This window comes from Streptomyces sp. NPDC044571 (genome assembly GCF_040647115.1).
Classification (GTDB): Bacteria; Actinomycetota; Actinomycetes; order Streptomycetales; family Streptomycetaceae; genus Streptomyces.
Map to the genome: position 1 here is coordinate 25,456 of NZ_JBEZBN010000016.1, position 18,639 is coordinate 44,094.

18 protein-coding genes, 1 tRNA gene and 1 pseudogene are annotated in these 18,639 nt (G+C 72.5%); 17 read left to right on the top strand and 3 right to left on the bottom strand.

What is annotated here, in order from left to right:
- Nucleotides 1–158: 158 nt before the first annotated feature.
- Genes AB0B01_RS11040 through AB0B01_RS11095 form a run of 12 tightly spaced genes read left to right on the top strand, consistent with a single transcriptional unit; the run spans nucleotide 159 to nucleotide 13,821 of the window.
- Entirely contained in the window at nucleotides 159–1,424 is a 1,266-nt protein-coding gene (locus tag AB0B01_RS11040) for an ATP-grasp domain-containing protein (RefSeq protein ID WP_361715712.1), read from the top strand.
- Complete coding sequence (locus AB0B01_RS11045) at nucleotides 1,421–2,698, top strand: ATP-grasp domain-containing protein (protein ID WP_361715715.1); 1,278 nt, start codon at nucleotides 1,421–1,423, stop codon at nucleotides 2,696–2,698. Before AB0B01_RS11040 ends, AB0B01_RS11045 begins: the two co-directional genes overlap by 4 nt.
- A 52-nt stretch (nucleotides 2,699–2,750) precedes the next feature.
- Nucleotides 2,751–4,271 carry an ABC transporter substrate-binding protein gene (locus AB0B01_RS11050; RefSeq protein ID WP_361715718.1) on the top strand — a complete coding sequence of 507 codons (1,521 nt, stop codon included), beginning with the start codon at nucleotides 2,751–2,753 and terminating at the stop codon, nucleotides 4,269–4,271.
- Nucleotides 4,268–5,620: a SidA/IucD/PvdA family monooxygenase gene (locus AB0B01_RS11055; RefSeq protein WP_361715721.1), complete on the top strand. Its 1,353-nt coding sequence runs from the start codon at nucleotides 4,268–4,270 to the stop codon at nucleotides 5,618–5,620. Before AB0B01_RS11050 ends, AB0B01_RS11055 begins: the two co-directional genes overlap by 4 nt.
- Before the next feature lie 22 nt (nucleotides 5,621–5,642).
- Entirely contained in the window at nucleotides 5,643–7,055 is a 1,413-nt protein-coding gene (locus AB0B01_RS11060; RefSeq protein WP_361715724.1) for a diaminobutyrate--2-oxoglutarate transaminase family protein, read from the top strand.
- Complete coding sequence (locus AB0B01_RS11065) at nucleotides 7,055–8,374, top strand: SidA/IucD/PvdA family monooxygenase (protein ID WP_361715727.1); 1,320 nt, start codon at nucleotides 7,055–7,057, stop codon at nucleotides 8,372–8,374. Before AB0B01_RS11060 ends, AB0B01_RS11065 begins: the two co-directional genes overlap by 1 nt.
- Nucleotides 8,375–8,389: 15 nt before the next feature.
- The gene (locus AB0B01_RS11070) at nucleotides 8,390–8,848 is read left to right on the top strand and encodes a cupin domain-containing protein (RefSeq protein ID WP_361715730.1); all 459 of its coding nucleotides are present in this window, start codon (nucleotides 8,390–8,392) and stop codon (nucleotides 8,846–8,848) included.
- Entirely contained in the window at nucleotides 8,845–10,053 is a 1,209-nt protein-coding gene (locus AB0B01_RS11075; protein WP_361715733.1) for an FAD-binding oxidoreductase, read from the top strand. Before AB0B01_RS11070 ends, AB0B01_RS11075 begins: the two co-directional genes overlap by 4 nt.
- Nucleotides 10,040–10,687, top strand: coding sequence for a serine O-acetyltransferase EpsC (gene epsC, locus AB0B01_RS11080; RefSeq protein ID WP_361715736.1), 648 nt, complete (start codon nucleotides 10,040–10,042; stop codon nucleotides 10,685–10,687). Before AB0B01_RS11075 ends, epsC begins: the two co-directional genes overlap by 14 nt.
- Entirely contained in the window at nucleotides 10,684–12,327 is a 1,644-nt protein-coding gene (locus AB0B01_RS11085; protein WP_361715739.1) for a class I tRNA ligase family protein, read from the top strand. The genes epsC and AB0B01_RS11085 overlap by 4 nt, the downstream gene beginning before the upstream one ends.
- Nucleotides 12,324–13,391: a hypothetical protein gene (locus AB0B01_RS11090; protein WP_361715742.1), complete on the top strand. Its 1,068-nt coding sequence runs from the start codon at nucleotides 12,324–12,326 to the stop codon at nucleotides 13,389–13,391. The genes AB0B01_RS11085 and AB0B01_RS11090 overlap by 4 nt, the downstream gene beginning before the upstream one ends.
- Entirely contained in the window at nucleotides 13,324–13,821 is a 498-nt protein-coding gene (locus AB0B01_RS11095; protein ID WP_361715745.1) for a rhodanese-like domain-containing protein, read from the top strand. The genes AB0B01_RS11090 and AB0B01_RS11095 overlap by 68 nt, the downstream gene beginning before the upstream one ends.
- A 21-nt stretch (nucleotides 13,822–13,842) precedes the next feature.
- Here the strand turns inward: AB0B01_RS11095 and AB0B01_RS11100 are convergent, their stop codons facing one another.
- Nucleotides 13,843–14,826 (bottom strand): helix-turn-helix transcriptional regulator, encoded by a 984-nt coding sequence (locus AB0B01_RS11100; RefSeq protein WP_361715748.1) that lies wholly within the window; start codon nucleotides 14,824–14,826, stop codon nucleotides 13,843–13,845.
- A 338-nt stretch (nucleotides 14,827–15,164) separates the two neighbouring features.
- Here AB0B01_RS11100 and AB0B01_RS11105 point away from each other — a divergent pair, with 338 nt between their 5' ends.
- The 5 genes from AB0B01_RS11105 (at nucleotide 15,165) to AB0B01_RS11125 (ending at nucleotide 17,955) form a co-directional block, all read left to right on the top strand.
- Nucleotides 15,165–15,305 (top strand): hypothetical protein, encoded by a 141-nt coding sequence (locus AB0B01_RS11105; protein WP_361715751.1) that lies wholly within the window; start codon nucleotides 15,165–15,167, stop codon nucleotides 15,303–15,305.
- Between the two features lie 431 nt (nucleotides 15,306–15,736).
- Nucleotides 15,737–16,624, top strand: a complete 888-nt coding sequence (locus tag AB0B01_RS11110; protein ID WP_361715754.1) for a restriction endonuclease fold toxin-2 domain-containing protein — start codon at nucleotides 15,737–15,739, stop codon at nucleotides 16,622–16,624.
- A 29-nt stretch (nucleotides 16,625–16,653) separates the two neighbouring features.
- The gene (locus tag AB0B01_RS11115; RefSeq protein ID WP_361715757.1) at nucleotides 16,654–17,091 is read left to right on the top strand and encodes a hypothetical protein; all 438 of its coding nucleotides are present in this window, start codon (nucleotides 16,654–16,656) and stop codon (nucleotides 17,089–17,091) included.
- Nucleotides 17,092–17,157: 66 nt separating this feature from the next.
- Nucleotides 17,158–17,505 carry an MFS transporter gene (locus tag AB0B01_RS11120; RefSeq protein WP_361715948.1) on the top strand — a complete coding sequence of 116 codons (348 nt, stop codon included), beginning with the start codon at nucleotides 17,158–17,160 and terminating at the stop codon, nucleotides 17,503–17,505.
- 117 nt (nucleotides 17,506–17,622) lie between these two features.
- A complete protein-coding gene (locus AB0B01_RS11125; protein ID WP_361715759.1) occupies nucleotides 17,623–17,955 on the top strand; it encodes a hypothetical protein in 333 nt (110 codons plus the stop codon).
- Nucleotides 17,956–18,097: 142 nt separating this feature from the next.
- On the opposite strand, the gene AB0B01_RS11130 is transcribed toward AB0B01_RS11125, so the two are convergent.
- Together AB0B01_RS11130 and AB0B01_RS11135 are read right to left on the bottom strand one after the other, a co-directional pair.
- A tRNA-Lys gene (locus AB0B01_RS11130) sits at nucleotides 18,098–18,170 on the bottom strand.
- 186 nt (nucleotides 18,171–18,356) lie between these two features.
- Nucleotides 18,357–18,639, bottom strand: a pseudogene (locus AB0B01_RS11135) (RNA helicase); the annotation flags it as partial.

Consider the following 18,639-nt stretch of genomic DNA (forward strand, 5'->3'; position numbering starts at 1 on the left):
CGCGCCCGTTCCCGGTCCCTCCGCTGCCGTCCGCTGCCGTCCGCTGCGGCCAGACTGCGGCGTGCGCCACGGCCACGTCCTGCGTCATTCATGCCGGGCATTCTTGTGCCACCCCGAAACCATTTCCCGGGCCGGATTCCTGCTGCAGAGTTCTGGCCATGACCGAACACAAGCTTCTCGTCGTCGGCGGACGGATTCAGACGCTGCGCAAGGCCGCGGCCCTCGGCATCCGGTTCGTGCTGATCCAGCACAAGGACCAGTTCGTGCCCGAGGCCGCCCGGCTCGCCGAGGCCGTCCTGATCGCGGACTACACCGACTGGGACGTCACCCGTCCGCTGGTCGAGGCCGCCCACCAGGCGTACGGCTTCACCCGGGTCGCCTCGATCACCGAGCCGGGGCTGGTGCCGGCCGGGCGGATCAGCGACCACCTGGGGCTGGGCAACACCTCCGAGCAGGTCGCCGAACTGCTGCGCGACAAGCACGCGATGCGCCGCCACCTGGCCGCCTCCGACTCCCCCGAGGTGCGGGCCCTGTCGGTGGCCGCCGCGGAGGTCGACAGCGCGCAGGCGCTGGCCGCCTTCGGCGCCGAGCACGGCTACCCGTTCGTCCTCAAGCCCACCGACGCGACCGCCAGCCTGGGCGTCGTACGGATCGACGGGCCGGACCAGGCCGCCGAGGCCTGGGCCGGGGTCGAGGCGCTGCGGGCCCGCACCGACCTGCAGTGGGGCTCGTTCTTCACCATCGGCCGGTTCATCGCCGAGCAGTACATCTCCGGCCCGGAGTACAGCGTCGAGACCTTCTCCTTCGCGGGCCGGCACATCGTCCTCGCGGTGACCGAGAAGCTCACCGGCGGCGGGTTCATCGAGCTCGGGCACGCGCTTCCGGCGCGGCTCGACCCGGCGGACGAGCGCCGCATCGAGGAGGCCGTCGCCCGCTTCCTCGACGCGATGGGCCTCACCGACGGGGCCGCGCACACCGAGCTGCGGCTGTCCCCGTCCGGTCCGCAGATCATCGAGAGCCACAACCGGATGGGCGGCGACCGGATCTTCGACCTGCTGAACTCCGCCTACGGCATCGACCTCGAAGAGTGGATCGTGGCCTGGCAGTTCGGGCTGATCCCGGCGCTGACCGAGCGCCCCGTCCCCCGCCACTCGGCGGCCACCCGCTTCCTGTCCGCCGAGCCGGGCACGGTCGTCGAGATCCAGGGCGCCGAGGAGGCCAGGGCCCTCGACTCGGTCATCGACGTGGAGACCACCGTCAAGCCGGGGGACACCGTCGGGGAGCTGCGCGGCAACTGGGACCGGGTGGGCCAGGTGCTGGTCACCGGGGCGGACACCGAGGCCGCCGTCGCCGCGGCCGAGCGGCTCACCGAGAAGGTCACCGTCGTCACCACCAACCCCAGCAACGGAAAGACCGCGTCATGAAGATCCTGCTGATCATGCGGAACACGTACGCGTGGCACCGCGAGCACATCGAGACCCTGGAGCGGATGGGCCTGGAGATCCACCTCGCCACCCGGGTCGCCCAGGCCGCCGACGACGGCCGGTTCGCCAACGTGGTCCCGATCCCGGAGGAGCTGGAGGGCGACGGCCTCGCCGAGTTCTGCGCGGCCGCGGCCCGCCGGCTCGGGATCACCTCGGCGATCACCTTCTACGACAGCGACATCGCGGTCACCTCCAAGGTCAACCTGCTGCTCGGCCACACCTGGCCGCGCCCCGAGGCCGACGTGATCTCCCGCGACAAGCAGCTGCAGCGGTCCTTCCTGGTGGAGCACGGGCTGCCGGCCCCGCAGTTCGCCGGCGTGGCCGGCGTCGAGGCCGGTCTGGCCGCCGCCGAGGCCTTCGCGTACCCGTTCATCGTCAAGCCGAGCGCGCTCGCCGCCAGCATCGGCGTGAGCCTGGTCTCCGACCGCGACGAGCTGGAGCGGGCGCTGACCGATGTGGCCCGCCTCGCCGAGGAGTGGGGCGGCTACTTCCCCAGCGACGGCCCCGAGATCGCGCTGCTGGAGGAGTTCCTGCCGGGCAAGGAGGTCACGCTCGACGGGGTGGTCCTGGACGGCCGCTTCCACCTGGTCGGGGTCACCAACAAGATGCAGATGCCCGGCCCGTACTTCGAGGAGGACTTCTACACGCTCCCCTTCCGCACCCCGCAGGAGGAGCCGGAGCTGGTGGCGGTCGCCGAGGGCATCGTCGCCGGCCTCGGGGTCCGGCACTGCCTCTTCAACGCCGAGTTCCGGCAGGACGCGCAGGGCCGCTACCGGGTCGTGGAGTTCGCCACCCGGATGAGCGGCGGCCAGAACTATCGCAACCTGCGGGAAGTGCACGGCATCGACGCGGTCCGGCTGTACGCCAAGGCGGTGCTGGCCGGGGAGGACGCCGGCGCACTGGCCACCCTGCTGGACGGCGAGGTGCCGCGGGCCGCGGTGCCGCGCGCCGCGACCTGCATCAAGTTCGCGTACCGGACGGGGACCCTGGTCCGCAACAACCCGGGCGACGCGACCCTCTCCCCGTACTTCCGCTCGTACATCCCCGCCTCGAAGCCCGGCGACCGGCTGCGGCGCGCGCCCGAGGGCTGGTACGAGATCGCCGGCTCGCTGACGGTGGCCGCCCCCTACCGCGGGGCCGCCGACATCGACCGGGTGGAGCGGATCGCCGCCGACCTCGACGAACGGCTCGACGTGGTCGTCGTACCGGCCTGACCCGGCCCCCTGCACCCCCTGCCCTCCTTCACCGACGCGGAAAGAGCATCACGTGCACGCCAACGACCCCGTGTTCCGGATGGGAATCACGGAGCCCACCGCCATCGACCCGTACAAGGCCCAGGAAGGCGAGGGCATCCTCGTCTGCAAGGCCCTGTTCACCGGACTGCTCGCCCTCGACGAGGACGGCGGCCTGATCCCGGCCACCGCCCGGTCCTGGGAGAGCGATCCGACCGCCACCACCTGGACGTTCACGCTGCGCGCCGACACGGTGTTCAGCAACGGCGAGCCGGTCACCGCGCACAGCTTCGTACGCGGCTGGGCGCGGGCCCTGGACCCCGAGGCCAACACGGAGACGGCGTACCACCTGGCGGGCGTGCGCTCCTTCACCGCGGTCGACGACACCACGCTGGTGGTCGAACTGTCCGAGCCGGACGTGCAGTTCGACCTGAAGACCCTCCAGCCGATCTTCAGCCCGGTCCCCGCGTGCGCGGGCCCGGCGCTGAACCCCGAGTACAACGACCGGCCGATCGGGAACGGCCCGTTCAAGATGGCCGGCCCCTGGGAGCACGGCGTCGGGATCCGGCTGGAGCGCAACGACCTGTGGGCGGGGCCCGCGCCCGAGGCCGGCGCGGTGCACATCGACATCCTCGACCCGGTGACCGGCCTGGACGACGAGTACGAGCGCTTCCTGGCCGGGACCTACGACTACGCCCGGATCCCCCCGGCCCGCACGGCCGAGGCCGCCGCCCACGACGGCTTCCTGGAGCAGGAGGGCGCAGGCCTCTTCTACCTGATCCCCTTCTGCCACCAGGCGCCGATGGACTCGCTGGACGCCCGCCGGGCCCTGTCGTCGGCCATCGACCGGCAGGCGCTGATCGACACGTACTTCCAGGGGCGGCGCAGCGCGGCCCACTCCCTGCTCTCGCCCTGGTTCGGCAAGGCCCACACCCCGCGCGCCGAACTCGCCGCCGACCCGGACACCGACTGGACGGCGTACGACCCCGAGCGGGCGCGGGCCGCGGCCCTGCGGGCCGGGCTGGGACCGGGAAGCGGCGTCGAGTTCGCGTACAACACCGGCGCCGGCCACGACGACTGGGTCCGAGCCCTCGCCCGCGGCCTGGAGGAGGTCCTCGGCTGGCAGGTGGAGCTGCTGCGCACCGACGCCCGCGGGCTGGTCGACCACCGCACCTCGATCGCGGCGGCGGGCTTCTGCCGGGCCGGCTGGGCCTGCGACTACCCGACCCCCGACAACATGCTCTTCCCGCTGCTGCACTCCTCGTGCACGGCCCCCGACGCCGAGGGCACCGCCCACGGCGACAACGAAGGCCGCTACGTGAACCCGGACTTCGACGCCCTGGTGGCCCGCGCCCGGGCTTCCACCGACCCGGCCGAGCGCGCCGACGCCTGGCGCCGCGCCGACCGCACCGCCATGGCCGACCTGGCGCTGATCCCCCTCTGGTACCGCACCGACCAGCGGGTGCACGCCGCCGACCGGATCACGGGCCTGCGCATCGACTTCGACGGAAACCCCACCCTCACCACTGTCAAGGCAAGGAAGACCACCCGATGAGTGCGACCGCGACCACTGTCCCGACGGCGACTCCCGTCCACGACATCCTCGGCATCGGCTTCGGCCCGGCGAACCTGGCCCTGGCCATCGCCCTGGAGGAGCGCGAGTCGCCGCTCACGGCCCGCTTCCTGGAGGCCCGGCCGAGCCCCGAATGGCAGCCCGGGATGCTGCTGGACGGCTCCGACATCCAGAACCACCCGAGCCGCGACCTGGTGACCCTGCGCAACCCGCGCAGCCGCTACACCTTCCTGAACTACCTGCACGAGCAGGGCCGGCTGCTGCGCCACCTCAACCTGCCCTCGGAGTTCCCGCTCCGCAAGGAGTACGCGGGCTACATCCGCTGGGCCGCGGGCTTCTTCACGCACCTGGTGGACTGCAACCAGCGGGCCGCCCGGGTGGAGATCGTCGAGGAGTCCGGCGAGCGCGTCTACGAGGTCACCACCGCGTCCGGCAGCCGCTACCTCGGCCGCACGCTGGTGATGGGCCCGGGCCGCACCCCCTACGTCCCCGCCCCGTACGACACGCTGCGCACCCCGCGGATCTTCCACCTGACCCAGTACCTGCCGAAGCTGGCGGAGCTGACCGGGCCGGGCCGCGAGCCCGAGTCGGTGGCCGTCATCGGCGGCAGCCAGAGCGCCGTCGAGCTCGCCCTCGACCTGCACCGGCGCTTCCCGCGCACCAAGGTCACCACCTACACCCGCTCGCACTCGCTGCGGCTGAAGGACACCAGCCCGTTCAGCGAGGAGGGCTACTTCCCCGAGTTCACCGACTACTACTTCCAGGCCTCCCGGGAGGGCAAGAAGGCCCTCGACGCGTACATGCACGGCACGAACTACTCCTCCGCCGACGGGGACGTGCTGCGCGATCTCTACATGACCATCTACGAGCAGGAACTCGACGGCGAGCAGAAGGTGTTCGTCCGCGGCAACCACGAGGCCGTCGGGGTGGCCCCGGAGACCGGCGACCGGATCGCGCTGGACTTCCTGGAGCGCACCACCGGCGAGCGGATCAGCGAGACCGTGGACTTCGCGGTCCTGGCCACGGGCTTCCGCAACATGGGCCCCGGCCCGCACGAGGAGCTGTGCCCGCCGCTGATGGCCCCGCTGGCGAAGCTGTTCGCCACCGAGCCCGACGGCCGCCTGCAGGTCTCCGCCGACTACGCGCTGGAGCCGGTCGCCGACGGCACCCCGCCGCTGTTCCTCAACGGCCTGTGCGAGTCCAGCCACGGCATCGGCGACGCGGGCTCCTTCAGCCTCCTGTCGCTGCGGGCCGCCACCCTCACCGACGCCCTCACCGCCCGCCTGGCCGCCGCCGCCACCGAGCGCAGCGCCGTCCTCGCCGCCGCCTGACCGGAGAAAGGTCCCGCTTCCCATGACTGCCACGATCGACACCCCGGTCTCCGCCCGGCCCGTGTACGACGCGCCCGTGATCAAGGGCCCGCTGCCCGGACCGCTCAGCGCCGAGCTGCTGGAGCGCCAGGCGGCCCGCGAGTCCAACTCCCGTTCCTACCCGCGCAAACTGCCGATGGCGATCCGCCGCGGCAGGGGCTCGTACGTGGAGGACCTCGACGGGAACGTCTTCCTCGACTTCCTCAGCGGCGCCGGCGTCCTCTCGCTGGGCCACAACCACCCCGAGCCGCTGGCCGCCGCGCACGCCCAGCTCGACGAGTTCGTGCACGGGCTGGACTTCCCCACCCCGGTCAAGGACGAGTTCACCGACCTGACCATCGGGATGCTGCCGGAGCCGATGCGCGAGCGGACCCGGATCCACTTCTGCGGGCCGACCGGCGCCAACGCCGTCGACGCCGCCCTCAAGCTGTGCAAGACCGCCACCGGCCGCGAGGAGGTCATCACCTTCCAGGGCGGCTTCCACGGGGCGACCCTGGCGGCGCTCAGCGTCACCGGCCTGGTCGAGCAGAAGGAGCCGGTCCGCGGCCGGATGCCGGGCGTCCACTTCTTCCCGTACTCCAACTGCCACAACTGCCCGCTCTCCCTGACGCGCGACACCTGCCAGGTCAACTGCGCCGCGTTCCTGGAGAAGGCGCTGACCGACGTCAACGGCGGCATCACCCTTCCCGCGGCCGTGATCATGGAGCTGGTGCAGGGTGAGGGCGGGGTCATCCCGGCCGAGGTCGAGTTCGTCCAGCGGATCCGCGAGGTCACCAGGCGGCTCGGGATCCCGCTCATCGTGGACGAGGTGCAGAGCGGCTGCGGCCGCACCGGCACCTGGTTCGCCTTCGAGCAGTACGGCATCGAGCCGGACGTGGTCTGCGCCTCCAAGGCGCTGTCCGGCATGGGCCTGCCCGCCTCGGTGATCCTGTACGACGAGAAGCTGGACGTGTGGAAGCCCGGCGCGCACTCCGGCACCTTCCGCGGCAACCAGCCGGCCTTCGCCGCCGGTGTGGCCACCATGAAGGTGGTCAAGCGCGAGCGCGTCCTGGAGAACGTCCGGGCCCGCGCCGACCAGCTGATGGTCCACCTCCAGGGGTTGCGGGAGGTCAGCCCGTACGTGGCCGACGTCCGCGGGCTCGGCCTGATGACCGGCGTCGAGCTGACCGACCCGGAGACCGGGCTGCCCGCCGACGCGCTCGCCAAGCGGGTGCAGTGGGAGGCCGTCAGCCGCGGCCTGATCATCGAGCTGGGCGGCCGCGACGACTGCGTCGTACGCATGCTGCCCCCGCTGAACTGCACGGCCACCGAAATCGACCACGCCGGCCGGATCATCCGGGAGTCCCTGATCGCCGCCCTGGGCGCGCTCGGTCTGGCGACGGCGGTGCAGGCGTGATGACCACCACCCATGACCCGGTCGTCCAGGACCTGGTCGTCGCCGGCTTCGGACCGTCCGGGATCGCCCTGGCCGCCGCCGTCGAGGACCACGACGACGCCACCGGCTCCGCCCCGCTGGCCGCCCGCTACCTGGAGAAGGCCGCCGACTCCGCGTGGCAGCCCAACCTGGTGCTGCCCGGCACCGACATCCAGCACCACTTCCTGCGCGACTTCGCCACCCCGCGCGACGCACGCTCCCGCTTCACCTTCCCCCACTACCTCCAGCAGAGCGGCCGGTTCTACCCGTTCACGCTGATGGGCGGCTACGTCAGCCGCCTGGAGTGGTCGGACTACGTCCAGTGGGCGGCCGGCCAGGTCCGCGGGACCGTCGACTACCACCGCGAGGTGCTGAGCGTCGAGCCCGTCACCGACACCGACGGCCGCGTCCGCACCGCCCGCGTGCTCAGCCGCGACACCCGCGACGGCTCGCTGCACACCGTGGAGGGCCGCTCCGTCGCGCTCGCCACGGGCCACGAGGCGTACGTACCCGAACTGTTCCGCCCGCACCTGGGCGAGCGGGTCTTCCACGCCTCGCAGCTGCTGCCGAGCCTGGCCGCCCTCGGCGACCGGCCGCTGCGCAGCATCGCGGTGATCGGCGCCGGGCAGACCGCGGGCGAGATCGTCCTCCACCTGGCCGCGCAGCACCCCGACGCCGAGATCCACTCGGTGGTGCGGCACGCGGGCTTCCGGATGTACGAGCTCGGCCACTTCAGCAACGAGGTGTACTTCCCCGACGAGACGGACTACTTCTACGCCCTGGAGGGCGGGCAGCGCGAACGCGCCCTGGACCAGGCCCGGGCCACCAACTACGCGGCCGTGGACCCCGACGTCTCCACCGCCCTCTACCAGGCGGTCTACCAGGACCGGTTCACCGGCCGGCAGCGCCTGCACATGCACAAGCGCACCGAGGTCACCGACGTCGGCCACGCCCCGGACGGGCGGGTGCTGCTGCGCACCGCGGAGGCGTTCACCGGGGAGCCCGGTCTGATCGAGGCCGACGCCGTGATCGTCTGCACCGGCTACCGCGAGGCCGCCCTGCCCCGCCAGCTCGCCGCCTTCGTCCCGTACCTGCGCCTGGACGGCCAGGGCCGCCCCGAGGTCACCCGCGCCTACCGCGCCGAGACCACCGAGGACTGCGAGGTCGGGATCTACCTCGACGGGCTCACCGAGTGGCGGCACGGCATCGGCAGCGCCACCTCCTTCAGCCAGATGGCCGCCAAGGCCGACACCATCCACCGCGACCTGCGCGCCCGGCTGCGCCGGCCCGTCGCCGCCTGATTGGACCCGTACGCAATGCACATCTTCACCGCCCACGAGGACGACATGGTCTTCGAGGAGCCGTACAACGTCAGCGGCCGGCGCATCTTCCCCTGGCCCGAGGCCGTCGAGGAGCCCAACTGGGGTGGCGCCTGGGTCGATGTCGCGCCCGGCGCCACCTCCACCCCCCACGACCACGACGAGAACGAGATGTTCTTCATCGTCGAGGGCAGCGGGGTGATGCGCATCGGCGCGGAGACCCGCCGGGTGCGCGCCGGGGAGACCGTCTTCATCCCCCCCTTCCAGGACCACGACCTGACCAACGACGGCGATGTCCGGCTGCGCTTCGTCACCATCTGGTGGGGCGGCGCGGACGCCGTCGCCCGCGACCGGGCCACGTGGGCCGCCGAGTTCGGCATCGAGGACCCGGGCGCGCCGTCCGGGGCCGCCGCAGACCGGGCACGCCCCGCCGGGGACCGGCAGGTGGACGCATGAGTCCCATCGTCCACGCGCACGCCGACGCCATCGTCGTCGGCGGTGGGGTGATCGGCGCGGCCATCGCGCACCAGCTCGCCCTCGCCGGCGTCGGCCGGATCGTCCTGTGCGACCAGGGCCGGGTCAACGCCCAGGGCGCCACCTCCCGCTCCGGCGGACTGCTGCGGCTGCACCACACGGCCGTCGCCGACACCCGGCTCGCGGCCCGCAGCCTGCCCGTCTTCGAGCAGTGGTCCGACATCATCGGCGGCTGCTGCGGCTACCGCCGCACCGGATTCGTCATGATCGTCGGCGAGGAGCACGCCGACGACCTGCGCTACAACGCGGCCGCCGCCGGGGAGGCCGCCGGGTACCGCCGCGTCGAGGTCATCGACCCGGCCGAGCTGAAGGAGATCTACCCCGGCCTGCGGGTCGACGGCGTGGGCCTCGCCGCGTACGAGCCCGAGGGCGGCTACGCCGACCCGATGGCCGCCTCCGCCTCGCTGCTGACCGCCGCCTACCGGCTCGGGGTCTCCCCGTCCGAGGGCATCCGCGCGGTGAAGGTGCTGGAGAAGGGGGGCGCCGTCACCGGTGTCCTGACCTCCATCGGCCGGATCGACGCCCCGCTGGTGGTCCTGGCCGGTGGAGCCTGGGGCTCCGCGCCCGCCGAGCACCTCGGCATCCACATCCCCGTCACCGCCCGCCGGATCGGCCTCGCCCAGGCCGAACTGCCGGGTGCCGGACGGCGCGGGTCGGCGGCCTCCGTACCGACCTGCATCGACGACACCACCGGCAGCTACTTCCGGCCCGACGGCCTGGACCGCTTCTACTTCGGCGTCCCCAGCAAGCCCGACACCGAACTCGGCCGCGACGTGGAGCCGCTGACCGAAGCCGAGCTGGAGTCCGCGATCGCCGCCATCGCCCACCGGGTCCCCGCCGCCGCCACCGCCCCGCTCGCGGGCACCCGCTCCGGCCTCGACGGCTACACCCCCGACAAGCGCCCGGTCGTCGGCGCGGCCGGCCCCGACGGGCTCTACCTCGCGCTGGGCTTCAGCGGAGGCGGCTTCAAGCTGGCTCCCGCCGTCGCCGAACTCGCCGCGAAGGAGATCGTCGAGGGCGGAGCCGTCCCCGGCAAGGCCGTTCAGGAGCTGCTGGAGCCCTACCGCCCGCAGCGGTTCCTCGCGGGCCGCCCGATCCGCCCGGAGGCCCCCTATGACCACATGTGAGACGGACCCGGACCAGGGCGTGCCGGCCGAGGCCAGGCGCCCCCTCCGGGAGGTCCTGCGCGAGGACGTCCGAACCGTCCTCGACAAGGACCCGGCCGCCCGCTCGCGCGCCGAGGTGCTGCTCTACCCGCACATCCACGCCCTGTGGACCTACCGGATCGCGCACTGGCTGTGGGGCCGCGGCCACCGGGTCTCCGCCCGCGCCCTGTCCCTGCTGGCCCGCGCCGTCTCCGGGATCGAGATCCACCCCGGCGCGCGGATCGGCCGCCGCTTCTTCATCGACCACGGCACGGCCGTCGTCATCGGGGAGACCGTCCGGATCGGCGACGACGTGATGCTGTACCACCAGGTCACGCTCGGCTCGGTCGGCTGGTGGAAGGACCTGCGCCGCCCCTCCGGCTCCCGCCGCCACCCCGTGGTCGGCGACCGCGTGGTCATCGGCACCGGAGCGAGCGTGCTCGGCCCGGTCACCATCGGCGCCGACTCCCGCATCGGCGCGCACTCGGTGGTCCTCGACGACCTGCCGCCGCGCAGCCGGGTGGTCGCCGCCGCCTCCGCCGCCCTGCCGCCGCTCGACACGGCGGCCCTCGACTCCTCCTCCCTGATCCTCCCCGAAGGAACCCACGCCTCATGACCTCCTACGTCGTCACCAGCGCCCCGCCGAACCCCAACGGCGACCTGCACCTGGGCCACCTCTCCGGCCCCTTCCTCGGCGCCGACGTGCTCAGCCGCCACCTGCGCCAGCGGGGCCACGACGTGCACTACGTCGGCTACTCGGACGAACACTCCTGCTACGTACCGCGCCGGGCCGCCGAGATCGGCTCCACCGCGTACCCGACCGCGAAGCTGTTCGGCGACCGCATGGAGGAGACCCTCTCCCTGGGCGCCATGCACCACGACTGGTTCACCCGCCCGCTGACGGACACCACGCACACCGAGTTCGTGCAGCGCTTCTTCCTCGAACTGTGGGAGTCCGGCGCCCTGGAGGTCCAGGAGCTGCCCGTCTTCCACTGCGCGCCCTGCGACCGGTACCTGTACGAGGCCGAGGTGCGCGGCGAGTGCCAGTTCTGCGCCGAGCCCTCCGACGGGGTGTACTGCGAGGCCTGCGGTCTGCCGCAGGACCCGGCCGGGCTCGCCGCCCCGAAGTGCACCGCCTGCTGGAACGTCCCCGAGACGCAGACCATGCGCCGCATCGTCTTCCCGCTGGAGCGCTGGCGCGAGCGCCTCCAGGCGTACTACGCCGACGCCCAGGCCGCGGCGGAGTGGCGGCCGCGGCTGATCTCCTACCTGGACGGCCTGTTCGAGCGGGACCTGCCCGACACGGCCATCAGCCGCGAGGCGGACTACGGCATCCCGGTCCCGCTGCCCGGGTGGGAGGGGCACATCCTCGACACCTGGTTCAGCGGCATCTGGGGCTACGCCGCGGCCACCGCGCGCCTCGCCGAGGCAGGCGGCGACCGCTCGGCGTGGGAGAAGCTGTGGACCGACCCCGAGACCCGGATCGTCAACTTCATCGGCTTCGACTGCTCGTTCTCGCACGCCGTGCTGTGGCCGGCCCTGCTGCTCGCCCAGGGCGAGCTGACCCTGCCCGCACAGGTGGTGATCAACGAGTTCTACCGGCTGGAGGGTGACAAGTTCTCCACCAGCCGCGGACACGCCATCTGGGGCGGCGAGTTCCTGCGCCGGGTCAACGCGGACGCCCTGCGCTTCCACCTGTGCCTGACCGGCCCGGAGCGGGCGCAGAACAACTTCTCCATGAAGGAGTTCGCCGACACCCTCTCCACCGTGCTCGCCGGCGGCCTGGAGCGGTGGACCGACACCGTACTGGACCTGCTCGCCCAGGACTTCGACTCCGTCGTCCCGGCCGCCGGGCCCGCGGACGGCCCGCTGGCCGCCGAACGGGCCGCGCTGCCCGGGCAGATCGCCGCCGCCCTCGGCGCCGAGGCCTTCTCCCCGCAGCGCGCCGCCGACGTCCTCGCGTCGGTGATCGAGCGGGCCGAGGCCGACCTGCGCGAGCTGTCGCTGATGCGGGCCGCCGGCCCGCGCCCGGAGTACGCCGGGCGGCTGGCCGCGCACGCGGAGCTGCTGGCCGCGGTCGCGGTGACGGCGGCCCCGCTGATGCCGGGCTGGTCCGCCTTCCTCGCCGGGCACCTCGGCCTGCCGGTGGACCTGGCGACGCGGATGCCCGCCTGGGCCGCCGTGGAGGGGACGCTGCTGGCGGAGGGCACCACGCTGCCCGGCTCGACCCCGCTGTACTTCCACGAGTTGTCGTGACCGCTGAGGACACCTGGTCCGGCGCCGCGGCCAGGACCCTCGGTGCGGTGCTCGGGGCGGGAGCCCTGCTGCTCCCGGCCGCCCTGGCCCCGAGCCCGGTGGCGGGCGCCGCACTGGCGGGCGTCCTGGCCGGCTGGTGCCTGCTCGTCGCCGCCGCGGGCGGTACGCGGGCCCGCGGACCGGTGGCCTTCGTACGGGACCGGCTCGGCCCGGGACCGGCCCGGATCGTCACCGCGCTCTACTTCGGCGGCTTCGCCACCGGCCAGGCGGCCGTGGCCCTCGGAGCCGCGGGGTACGCCCTCGGGTCCGGGGATTCCGGCTGGCGCTCCTGCGCCCTGGCCGCCGGGATCGTCGTCACCGCCGCCGGGGCGGCCTGGCTGTCCCCGCGCGGGCTGTCCCCGGCCGCCGGACGGCTGCGGCCGGCCGCCGTCCTGGCGCTGGCCGTCGCCTGGCAGGCGCTCGGCGGGCCGGTGCCCGACTCCGGGGGCGGCGGCTGGGTCGTGATCCCCCTGCTGTTCGGCTGGGTCGGCCTCGAAGGGGCGGTCCCGGCGCTTCGCCGGCGGCGCGGCGCAGCCGGTGCCTTCCCGTCCGCCCCGGGGCCCGGCCGCCCGACGGGACGTGCCGTGGGCGGGACCCTGCTGGGCCTCGCGCTGGCGGCCGCCCTGTACGCCGTACTCCTGCGGCCGCCGGCCGGGCCCGGGACGGCGCCGGGGCCCGCCGCAGCGGCCCTCGGCCTCGGATCGGCCGCGCTCTGCTGGACGTACTGCCGTACCAACCTCCAGGCCACGGCGGTCCGCTGGACCGCACTGACCGGCCGCGCCCGGCGCGGCGGCGTCCTGGCCGCCGCCCTGATCGCCCTCGCCGCCCTCGCCCTCGGCCAGGCCGCCCACCTGGGCCTGGCCGCCCTGCTCATCGGCCCCGGGGCCGCCACCGCGGCCCTCTACTGCCTCATCGCCCTCGCGGCCCTGCGCCGCCCTCTCCCCCAGGAGCCCACCCATGACCGCACAGACCACGCAGACCGCTCCGGCCGTGTCCTCGAAGGTGCTGCGCGTCCCGGCCGCTGACCCGGCCACGGCCGCCGCGCACTTCCACCGCCGCTTCACCTTCGAGGCCGACGTCTCCGATGTGCACGCGGACGTCGAATCCGGCGCGGGCGGCTTCGTCCTCGTCGACAGCCGCAGCACCGAAGCCTGGGAGCAGGGCCACATCCCCGGCGCGCTGCACCTGCCCACCGACGAGATCGCGGACCGCGCCGCCGCGCTGGTGCCGCCGGGCAGCATGGTGGTCACCTACTGCTGGGGCCCCGGCTGCAACGGCGCGACGCGCGCCGCCTACGAGTTCGCCGCCGCCGGCTACCGGGTCAAGGAGATGCTGGGCGGCTTCGAGTACTGGTCCCGGGAGGGCTTCCCGGTCGAGGACACCGCCGGAACCCGCCAGTCCGCCCCGGACCCGCTGACCGCCCCGACGCGGGCGGGCGCCACCTGCGGCTGCTGAGGCGCAGGTGGCGGAGACGGCCTAGAGCAGTCCCTGCTCCACGGCCCGCTGCCCGAGCTGGAAGCGGCTCTGCGCGTCCAGCTTCTCCATCAGCTCCGAGATGAGCCGCCGCTCGCTGCGCAGGGAGATCCCCAGCCGGCGGGCGGCGGCCTCGTCCGTGTAGCCCTGGGCCAGCAGCCGCAGCAGCTCGCGCGGCTGCGAGCCGGGGTCGTCCAGGCTGCGCCGCGGCGGCTCGCCGAAGGGCGCGGCCGTCTCCCACACCGACTCGAACAACGCGCAGAACGCCGCGACGGCTCCCGGCTCGCGCAGCAGCACCGCCCCCAGGGCGCTGTCCGCCGGATCGATCGGCAGCAGCGCGAACTCCCGGTCGGCGATGACCATCCGCATCGGCAGGGAGGGAACGGTGCGCACCTCGCCGCCGCGCTCGGTCAGCCAGCGCGCGTGCTCCAGGCTCGCCGGGTCGTTGCGGATGGCGTCCTGGTAGACGGTGCGGATCTTCACGCCGCGCGCGATGAGGTCCTCGGTCAGCGGCTCGCTGGCCTTGAACTGCGCGGCGGGCACGGGGCCGCCGGGATGGAAGCTGATGGACTCCTGCCGGGTCCGTGTGGACAGCTCGCTCAGCTTGGCCCGGACCGCCTCCACACCGAGGAACCGTTCGGCCTCGTGCGCGGGCTGGGCCGGATGCAGCTCGGCGTACTGCGACAGCAGCGCGCTCGCCGCGGCCTGGCTCTGGGCGAGCGCGCGGTGCCGCTGGGCGATCTCCGCCTGCTGGTGGGCGAGCAGCGAATCGAGGGCGGCCTTCGGGTTCACCACCCGCAGCCGCCCGTCGGCCCGCCAGGACGGCGCGAGGAGCGAGAGGCGGGTGAGCTCCTCCAGGTCCGCGCGTACGTCGTCCTCGGACCGTGCGAGCTCGGCGGCGACCTCGCCGACGGCGAGCTCCGGCCGCTTGAGTATCAGGCGGTAGAGCGCATCGGAACGCTCGGTCAGCCCCAGTGAAACCAACAAGGAGAGCCCCCCAGCTCGCGGTTCGGAACGCCGGCACTGCTGTGGCGGAACCGACAACGCTGGCGGCAGGAGGGCACCGGGTAGCCCGGAGTCCGCGCGGCCCCTCCTGGATCCGATGATGCACCGAGGACCGTCCATACCGGCCACCCGAGGCGCACATTCCGTCAGATCACGCGCACACCCGGGGGCGGGCCGGCCGGCTGGCACGGTTGTGTCAAAGCGCTTTGTGCCAGCGGAAACGGGCGACAGGGCGCTGCCGGCCTCGGCACGATGGCGGCACGCCGGGACGACGGATCCGGCCAACCGCCCCCTCCCGGCTCGACAAGAGGCATCCCACCATGCGCCGCACGCTCGCCACCCTGATCGCCCTCACCGCCGCCGCCCTGATCCCCGTCCTGGCCGTCGCTCCCTCGGCCACGGCAGCCCCCCAGGATCCGGGCTGGTCGATCGCAACGCCCCTCGATCCGGGCTGGTCCTGACACACAACGGGGCGCCCCGTCTGGCCGAAACCAGGCGGGGCGCCCCAAGCCGTAGGCCATGTCGGGCTCGAACCGACAACCAACGGATTAAAAGTCCCCGCAAGATCCTGCTGGGCCATCCGGGTCGATCCGCCGAGGTCCGGAAACTCCTGGTCAGCGAGCTGCACTGTGTCGGTTGATCCATGCCGCACCGGGCCGTGCCAGCACATCCGCTCACGCATCGCTCACGTATTCGACAGTACTGACCAGGCCTCTTCGCGCTCGCTTGGACGCAGTAGATCCTCGAAGACGCCTACTGGGACTCCGGGACAGCATGGGAAACCGCGACCGCCAACCAACAGGGCGAGACGGCGACCGCGGTGGAGCAGTTCTTCAACCTGTTCGTGGGAAAGACGCCGCCACCCAGCGAAGTGGGTGGCGAAGAGACCCTGATGGCGAACCTCCCCACCGCCTGCCGCATGATCGCCAACGCCTGCGAGGCGTACGCGGACCACGTCGAAACGGCATCGAAGCGCATCCCCGAAGAGTCGAACCCCATCACGGGTGACACCTTGCTCCCCTGGGACCGCGCCCGCTTTGGCGGCGACGGCCACGACGGCGGGCTACACGAGCTGGTCTCCGGCGACATGCGCATCGCGAGCCTGGGCAAGATCCCGCCCGCCATGGACAGCTCCCAGGCTCGCGTCCCCATGCCCCAGCCCGACAGCGGCGGCTTCCTGCCATCGCTGCCGCCCTTCCTGGCGCCCCTGGTCCGTGCGCCGCTCCTGGTCCCGGTGGCGTACCGCCCCGCGAACGGGCCGCGGGTCCAGCCGATAGCGCCACCGGCGCCGCCCAACCCGCGGTTCCCTCCCCTCACGCCACCGCAGCAGCAGAACTTCCAGACCTGGCTGAACTCGCTGCGTGCGGGCGACGTCTCGGGCGGCAGGCCCGCCGAGGTCGCCTATCAACTGCGTGTGGCCGGCTATCCCGAGTACGAAGTCCCCATCGCCCCGGGCACCGGCAAGGGCACCACCCTGATGGTCGACGGCTTCCGCGACAGCGACGGGATGGCCGTCGAGGCCAAGTACGTCAACAACCCGGGCAAGAAGTGCTACCGCTCACTGGAAGAGCTCCGCGCCAATCACCAGACGGGCAAGAAGGAGTTCCTCTTCGACCCCGACCGGAACGAGCTGCAGAAGTACGCCGCCGCACTGAACGACCCCCGCAACACCGAGATGCGCGGAGTGGAAACGGTCACCAACAATCCCGACTCCGTCGCCTACTGGCGCGTGATGATGGCGGCATACGGCGTCAAGGGCTATGCCCGCTACGTTCCCTGACCCACCCTGCACCGCCAAGGAGTACACCCGTGGACGCGTCCCAGTTCGCCGAACTGCGCACTATGTACGTCTTCACCCCCATAGAGGGGCAGACCTGGGGGCTGACGTACGACAGCCTGAAGGCCAGGCTCCTGGAGCGCGATCCGGACGAGTTCATCCGGATCCAGGAGGGCGGGCAGATCCGAGGTTCGGCCATGCATTACGGCATCACCCTCGACGGTGAAGAGCTCGAAGGGTACGCACGGGTCCAGCCGGAAGGCATCTCGATCCTCGACTCCACCGCCCAGACGGCTGCGAACTTCGTGGGCTGGCTCCGGGAGCACGTCGTCCCGGAAGGTGTGGCGATGACGTTCAACACCGCGTGGGGGCTGGAAGAGGATCTGCCTGACGCCACTGTCCCCGAAGTGACACGGCCCCGGCTTATCGCAGCCTTCCTTGCCCACCTCGAAGCCACCGGCCTGGAATGAGCGCGCAGTGGCGATGCAGCAGTCTCGCCGCGTACGAGCCGCCACGCCGCCGGCGAGCTCTTCACGATCGGCTTCAACACCGGGTTCGGCGCCCTCGTATGGATCTTCGCCGCCGAGAGGTTCCCGGACGATCTCCGAGGGGCCGGTGCCTCGGCGATGCTGCTGACGAACCTCACCGCGAACCTGTTCATCGCGCGGTTCTTCCTCGATCTGCTCACCTCCGCAGTCGGCGTGACCACCTACGCGCTGCTGTTCGCCATTACGGTCCTGGCCTTGCTGTTCGTCTGCGCTCTGGCGCCGGAGCAGGTCAGCCCACCCCCGTTCCGCACCACAACAGCAGCCGAGAACCCGGCATGCCGCAGTGGCGCCGCCGCCGGCTCACTCCTCGGCGCAGTGGGTCAAGCTCGCGCATGACCTGCCGTACGGGAGCACGACCAACACGCCTTCCAAATGTCCGTACGCCCGTCCGGCGGGGGTCGTGTCGGTGAGGTCATTCCGTCGCCCTGTCGTGCCCTTGTTGAGGTGCCGGCTGTGCAACATCTGCCGGAAGAGGCCGACGGCCGGAGCCTCTCCGATGGCTCGGACCAGTTCCTTGAGACCCCACTGCTGGAGCAACTCGGCGGAGACCCCAGCCGCAGGCTCCTCGGCCAGCTCCCGATGCAGATCCCTCACGTGGTCTACCTGTCCTGCGCGACCGCATACGCGGACTTCGTCGTCCGCGAGAAGCACATGCGCGATCCGTTGCAGCACGGTCTGAAGCGCACGGGTCGCTCGACGCAGGTCTACCGCCGGCTCACGGACGCTGTAGCAGCCATCCAGGAGGCGCTGGAAGCGTCCCCTGTCCCAGAAGAACCCGCGCAATAGCCCTGGATGGCGCCCCGTCCCGGGCCGTCCGCTCACACATCGCTCACCCACGGGCCTGGAAACGGCTGAGCGCCCCACCCGGACAAAACCGGGTGGGGCGCTCAGTGCCAGGTCAGAGGGGGTATCCCTCCCCTGTGAGCGGTAGGCCATGTCGGACTCGAACCGACAACCAACGGATTAAAAGTCCGCTGCTCTGCCAATTGAGCTAATGGCCCTCACGTGCTCACCCCAGAGCATAGCCGGAGACCACCGGTCAGCCGATCGAGTATCGACCTACCGGCCCGGTCATCCGCTGACATCGCCCGGTGGAGGGTGCCCGGACAGCGCAAAAGGGCCCGTCCGACACGAGGTGTCGGACGGGCCCTTTCAGGCCTTGCGGACCGTCAGCTCAGGGCTGGGAATCAGCCGTTGCGCTTCCAGCGGGGCTTGTCGTCGCGGCGACCGCCGAAGGAGCCGGAGGAACCGGAGGGGCGGTTGTCGTCGCGGCGGCCGTACGGGCGCTCACCCGCGCCACCGGAGCGGAAGCCGCCGGAGGGGCGGTCGTCACGGCGGAAGCCGCCACGGTCACCACCGCGGTCGTCACGGTTGAAGCCACCCGACGGACGGTCGTCACGGCGGAAGCCGCCACGGTCACCACCGCGGTCGTCACGGTTGAAGCCGCCCGAGGGACGGTCGTCACGGCGG

Coding starts and splice junctions, on each gene's coding strand:
- AB0B01_RS11040 (WP_361715712.1), top strand. CDS start 159: ATGACCGAACACAAGCTTCTCGTCGTCGGCGGACGGATTCAGACGCTG.
- AB0B01_RS11045 (WP_361715715.1), top strand. CDS start 1,421: ATGAAGATCCTGCTGATCATGCGGAACACGTACGCGTGGCACCGCGAG.
- AB0B01_RS11055 (WP_361715721.1), top strand. CDS start 4,268: ATGAGTGCGACCGCGACCACTGTCCCGACGGCGACTCCCGTCCACGAC.
- AB0B01_RS11060 (WP_361715724.1), top strand. CDS start 5,643: ATGACTGCCACGATCGACACCCCGGTCTCCGCCCGGCCCGTGTACGAC.
- AB0B01_RS11065 (WP_361715727.1), top strand. CDS start 7,055: ATGACCACCACCCATGACCCGGTCGTCCAGGACCTGGTCGTCGCCGGC.
- AB0B01_RS11070 (WP_361715730.1), top strand. CDS start 8,390: ATGCACATCTTCACCGCCCACGAGGACGACATGGTCTTCGAGGAGCCG.
- AB0B01_RS11075 (WP_361715733.1), top strand. CDS start 8,845: ATGAGTCCCATCGTCCACGCGCACGCCGACGCCATCGTCGTCGGCGGT.
- epsC (WP_361715736.1), top strand. CDS start 10,040: ATGACCACATGTGAGACGGACCCGGACCAGGGCGTGCCGGCCGAGGCC.
- AB0B01_RS11085 (WP_361715739.1), top strand. CDS start 10,684: ATGACCTCCTACGTCGTCACCAGCGCCCCGCCGAACCCCAACGGCGAC.
- AB0B01_RS11095 (WP_361715745.1), top strand. CDS start 13,324: ATGACCGCACAGACCACGCAGACCGCTCCGGCCGTGTCCTCGAAGGTG.
- AB0B01_RS11105 (WP_361715751.1), top strand. CDS start 15,165: ATGCGCCGCACGCTCGCCACCCTGATCGCCCTCACCGCCGCCGCCCTG.
- AB0B01_RS11110 (WP_361715754.1), top strand. CDS start 15,737: ATGGCGAACCTCCCCACCGCCTGCCGCATGATCGCCAACGCCTGCGAG.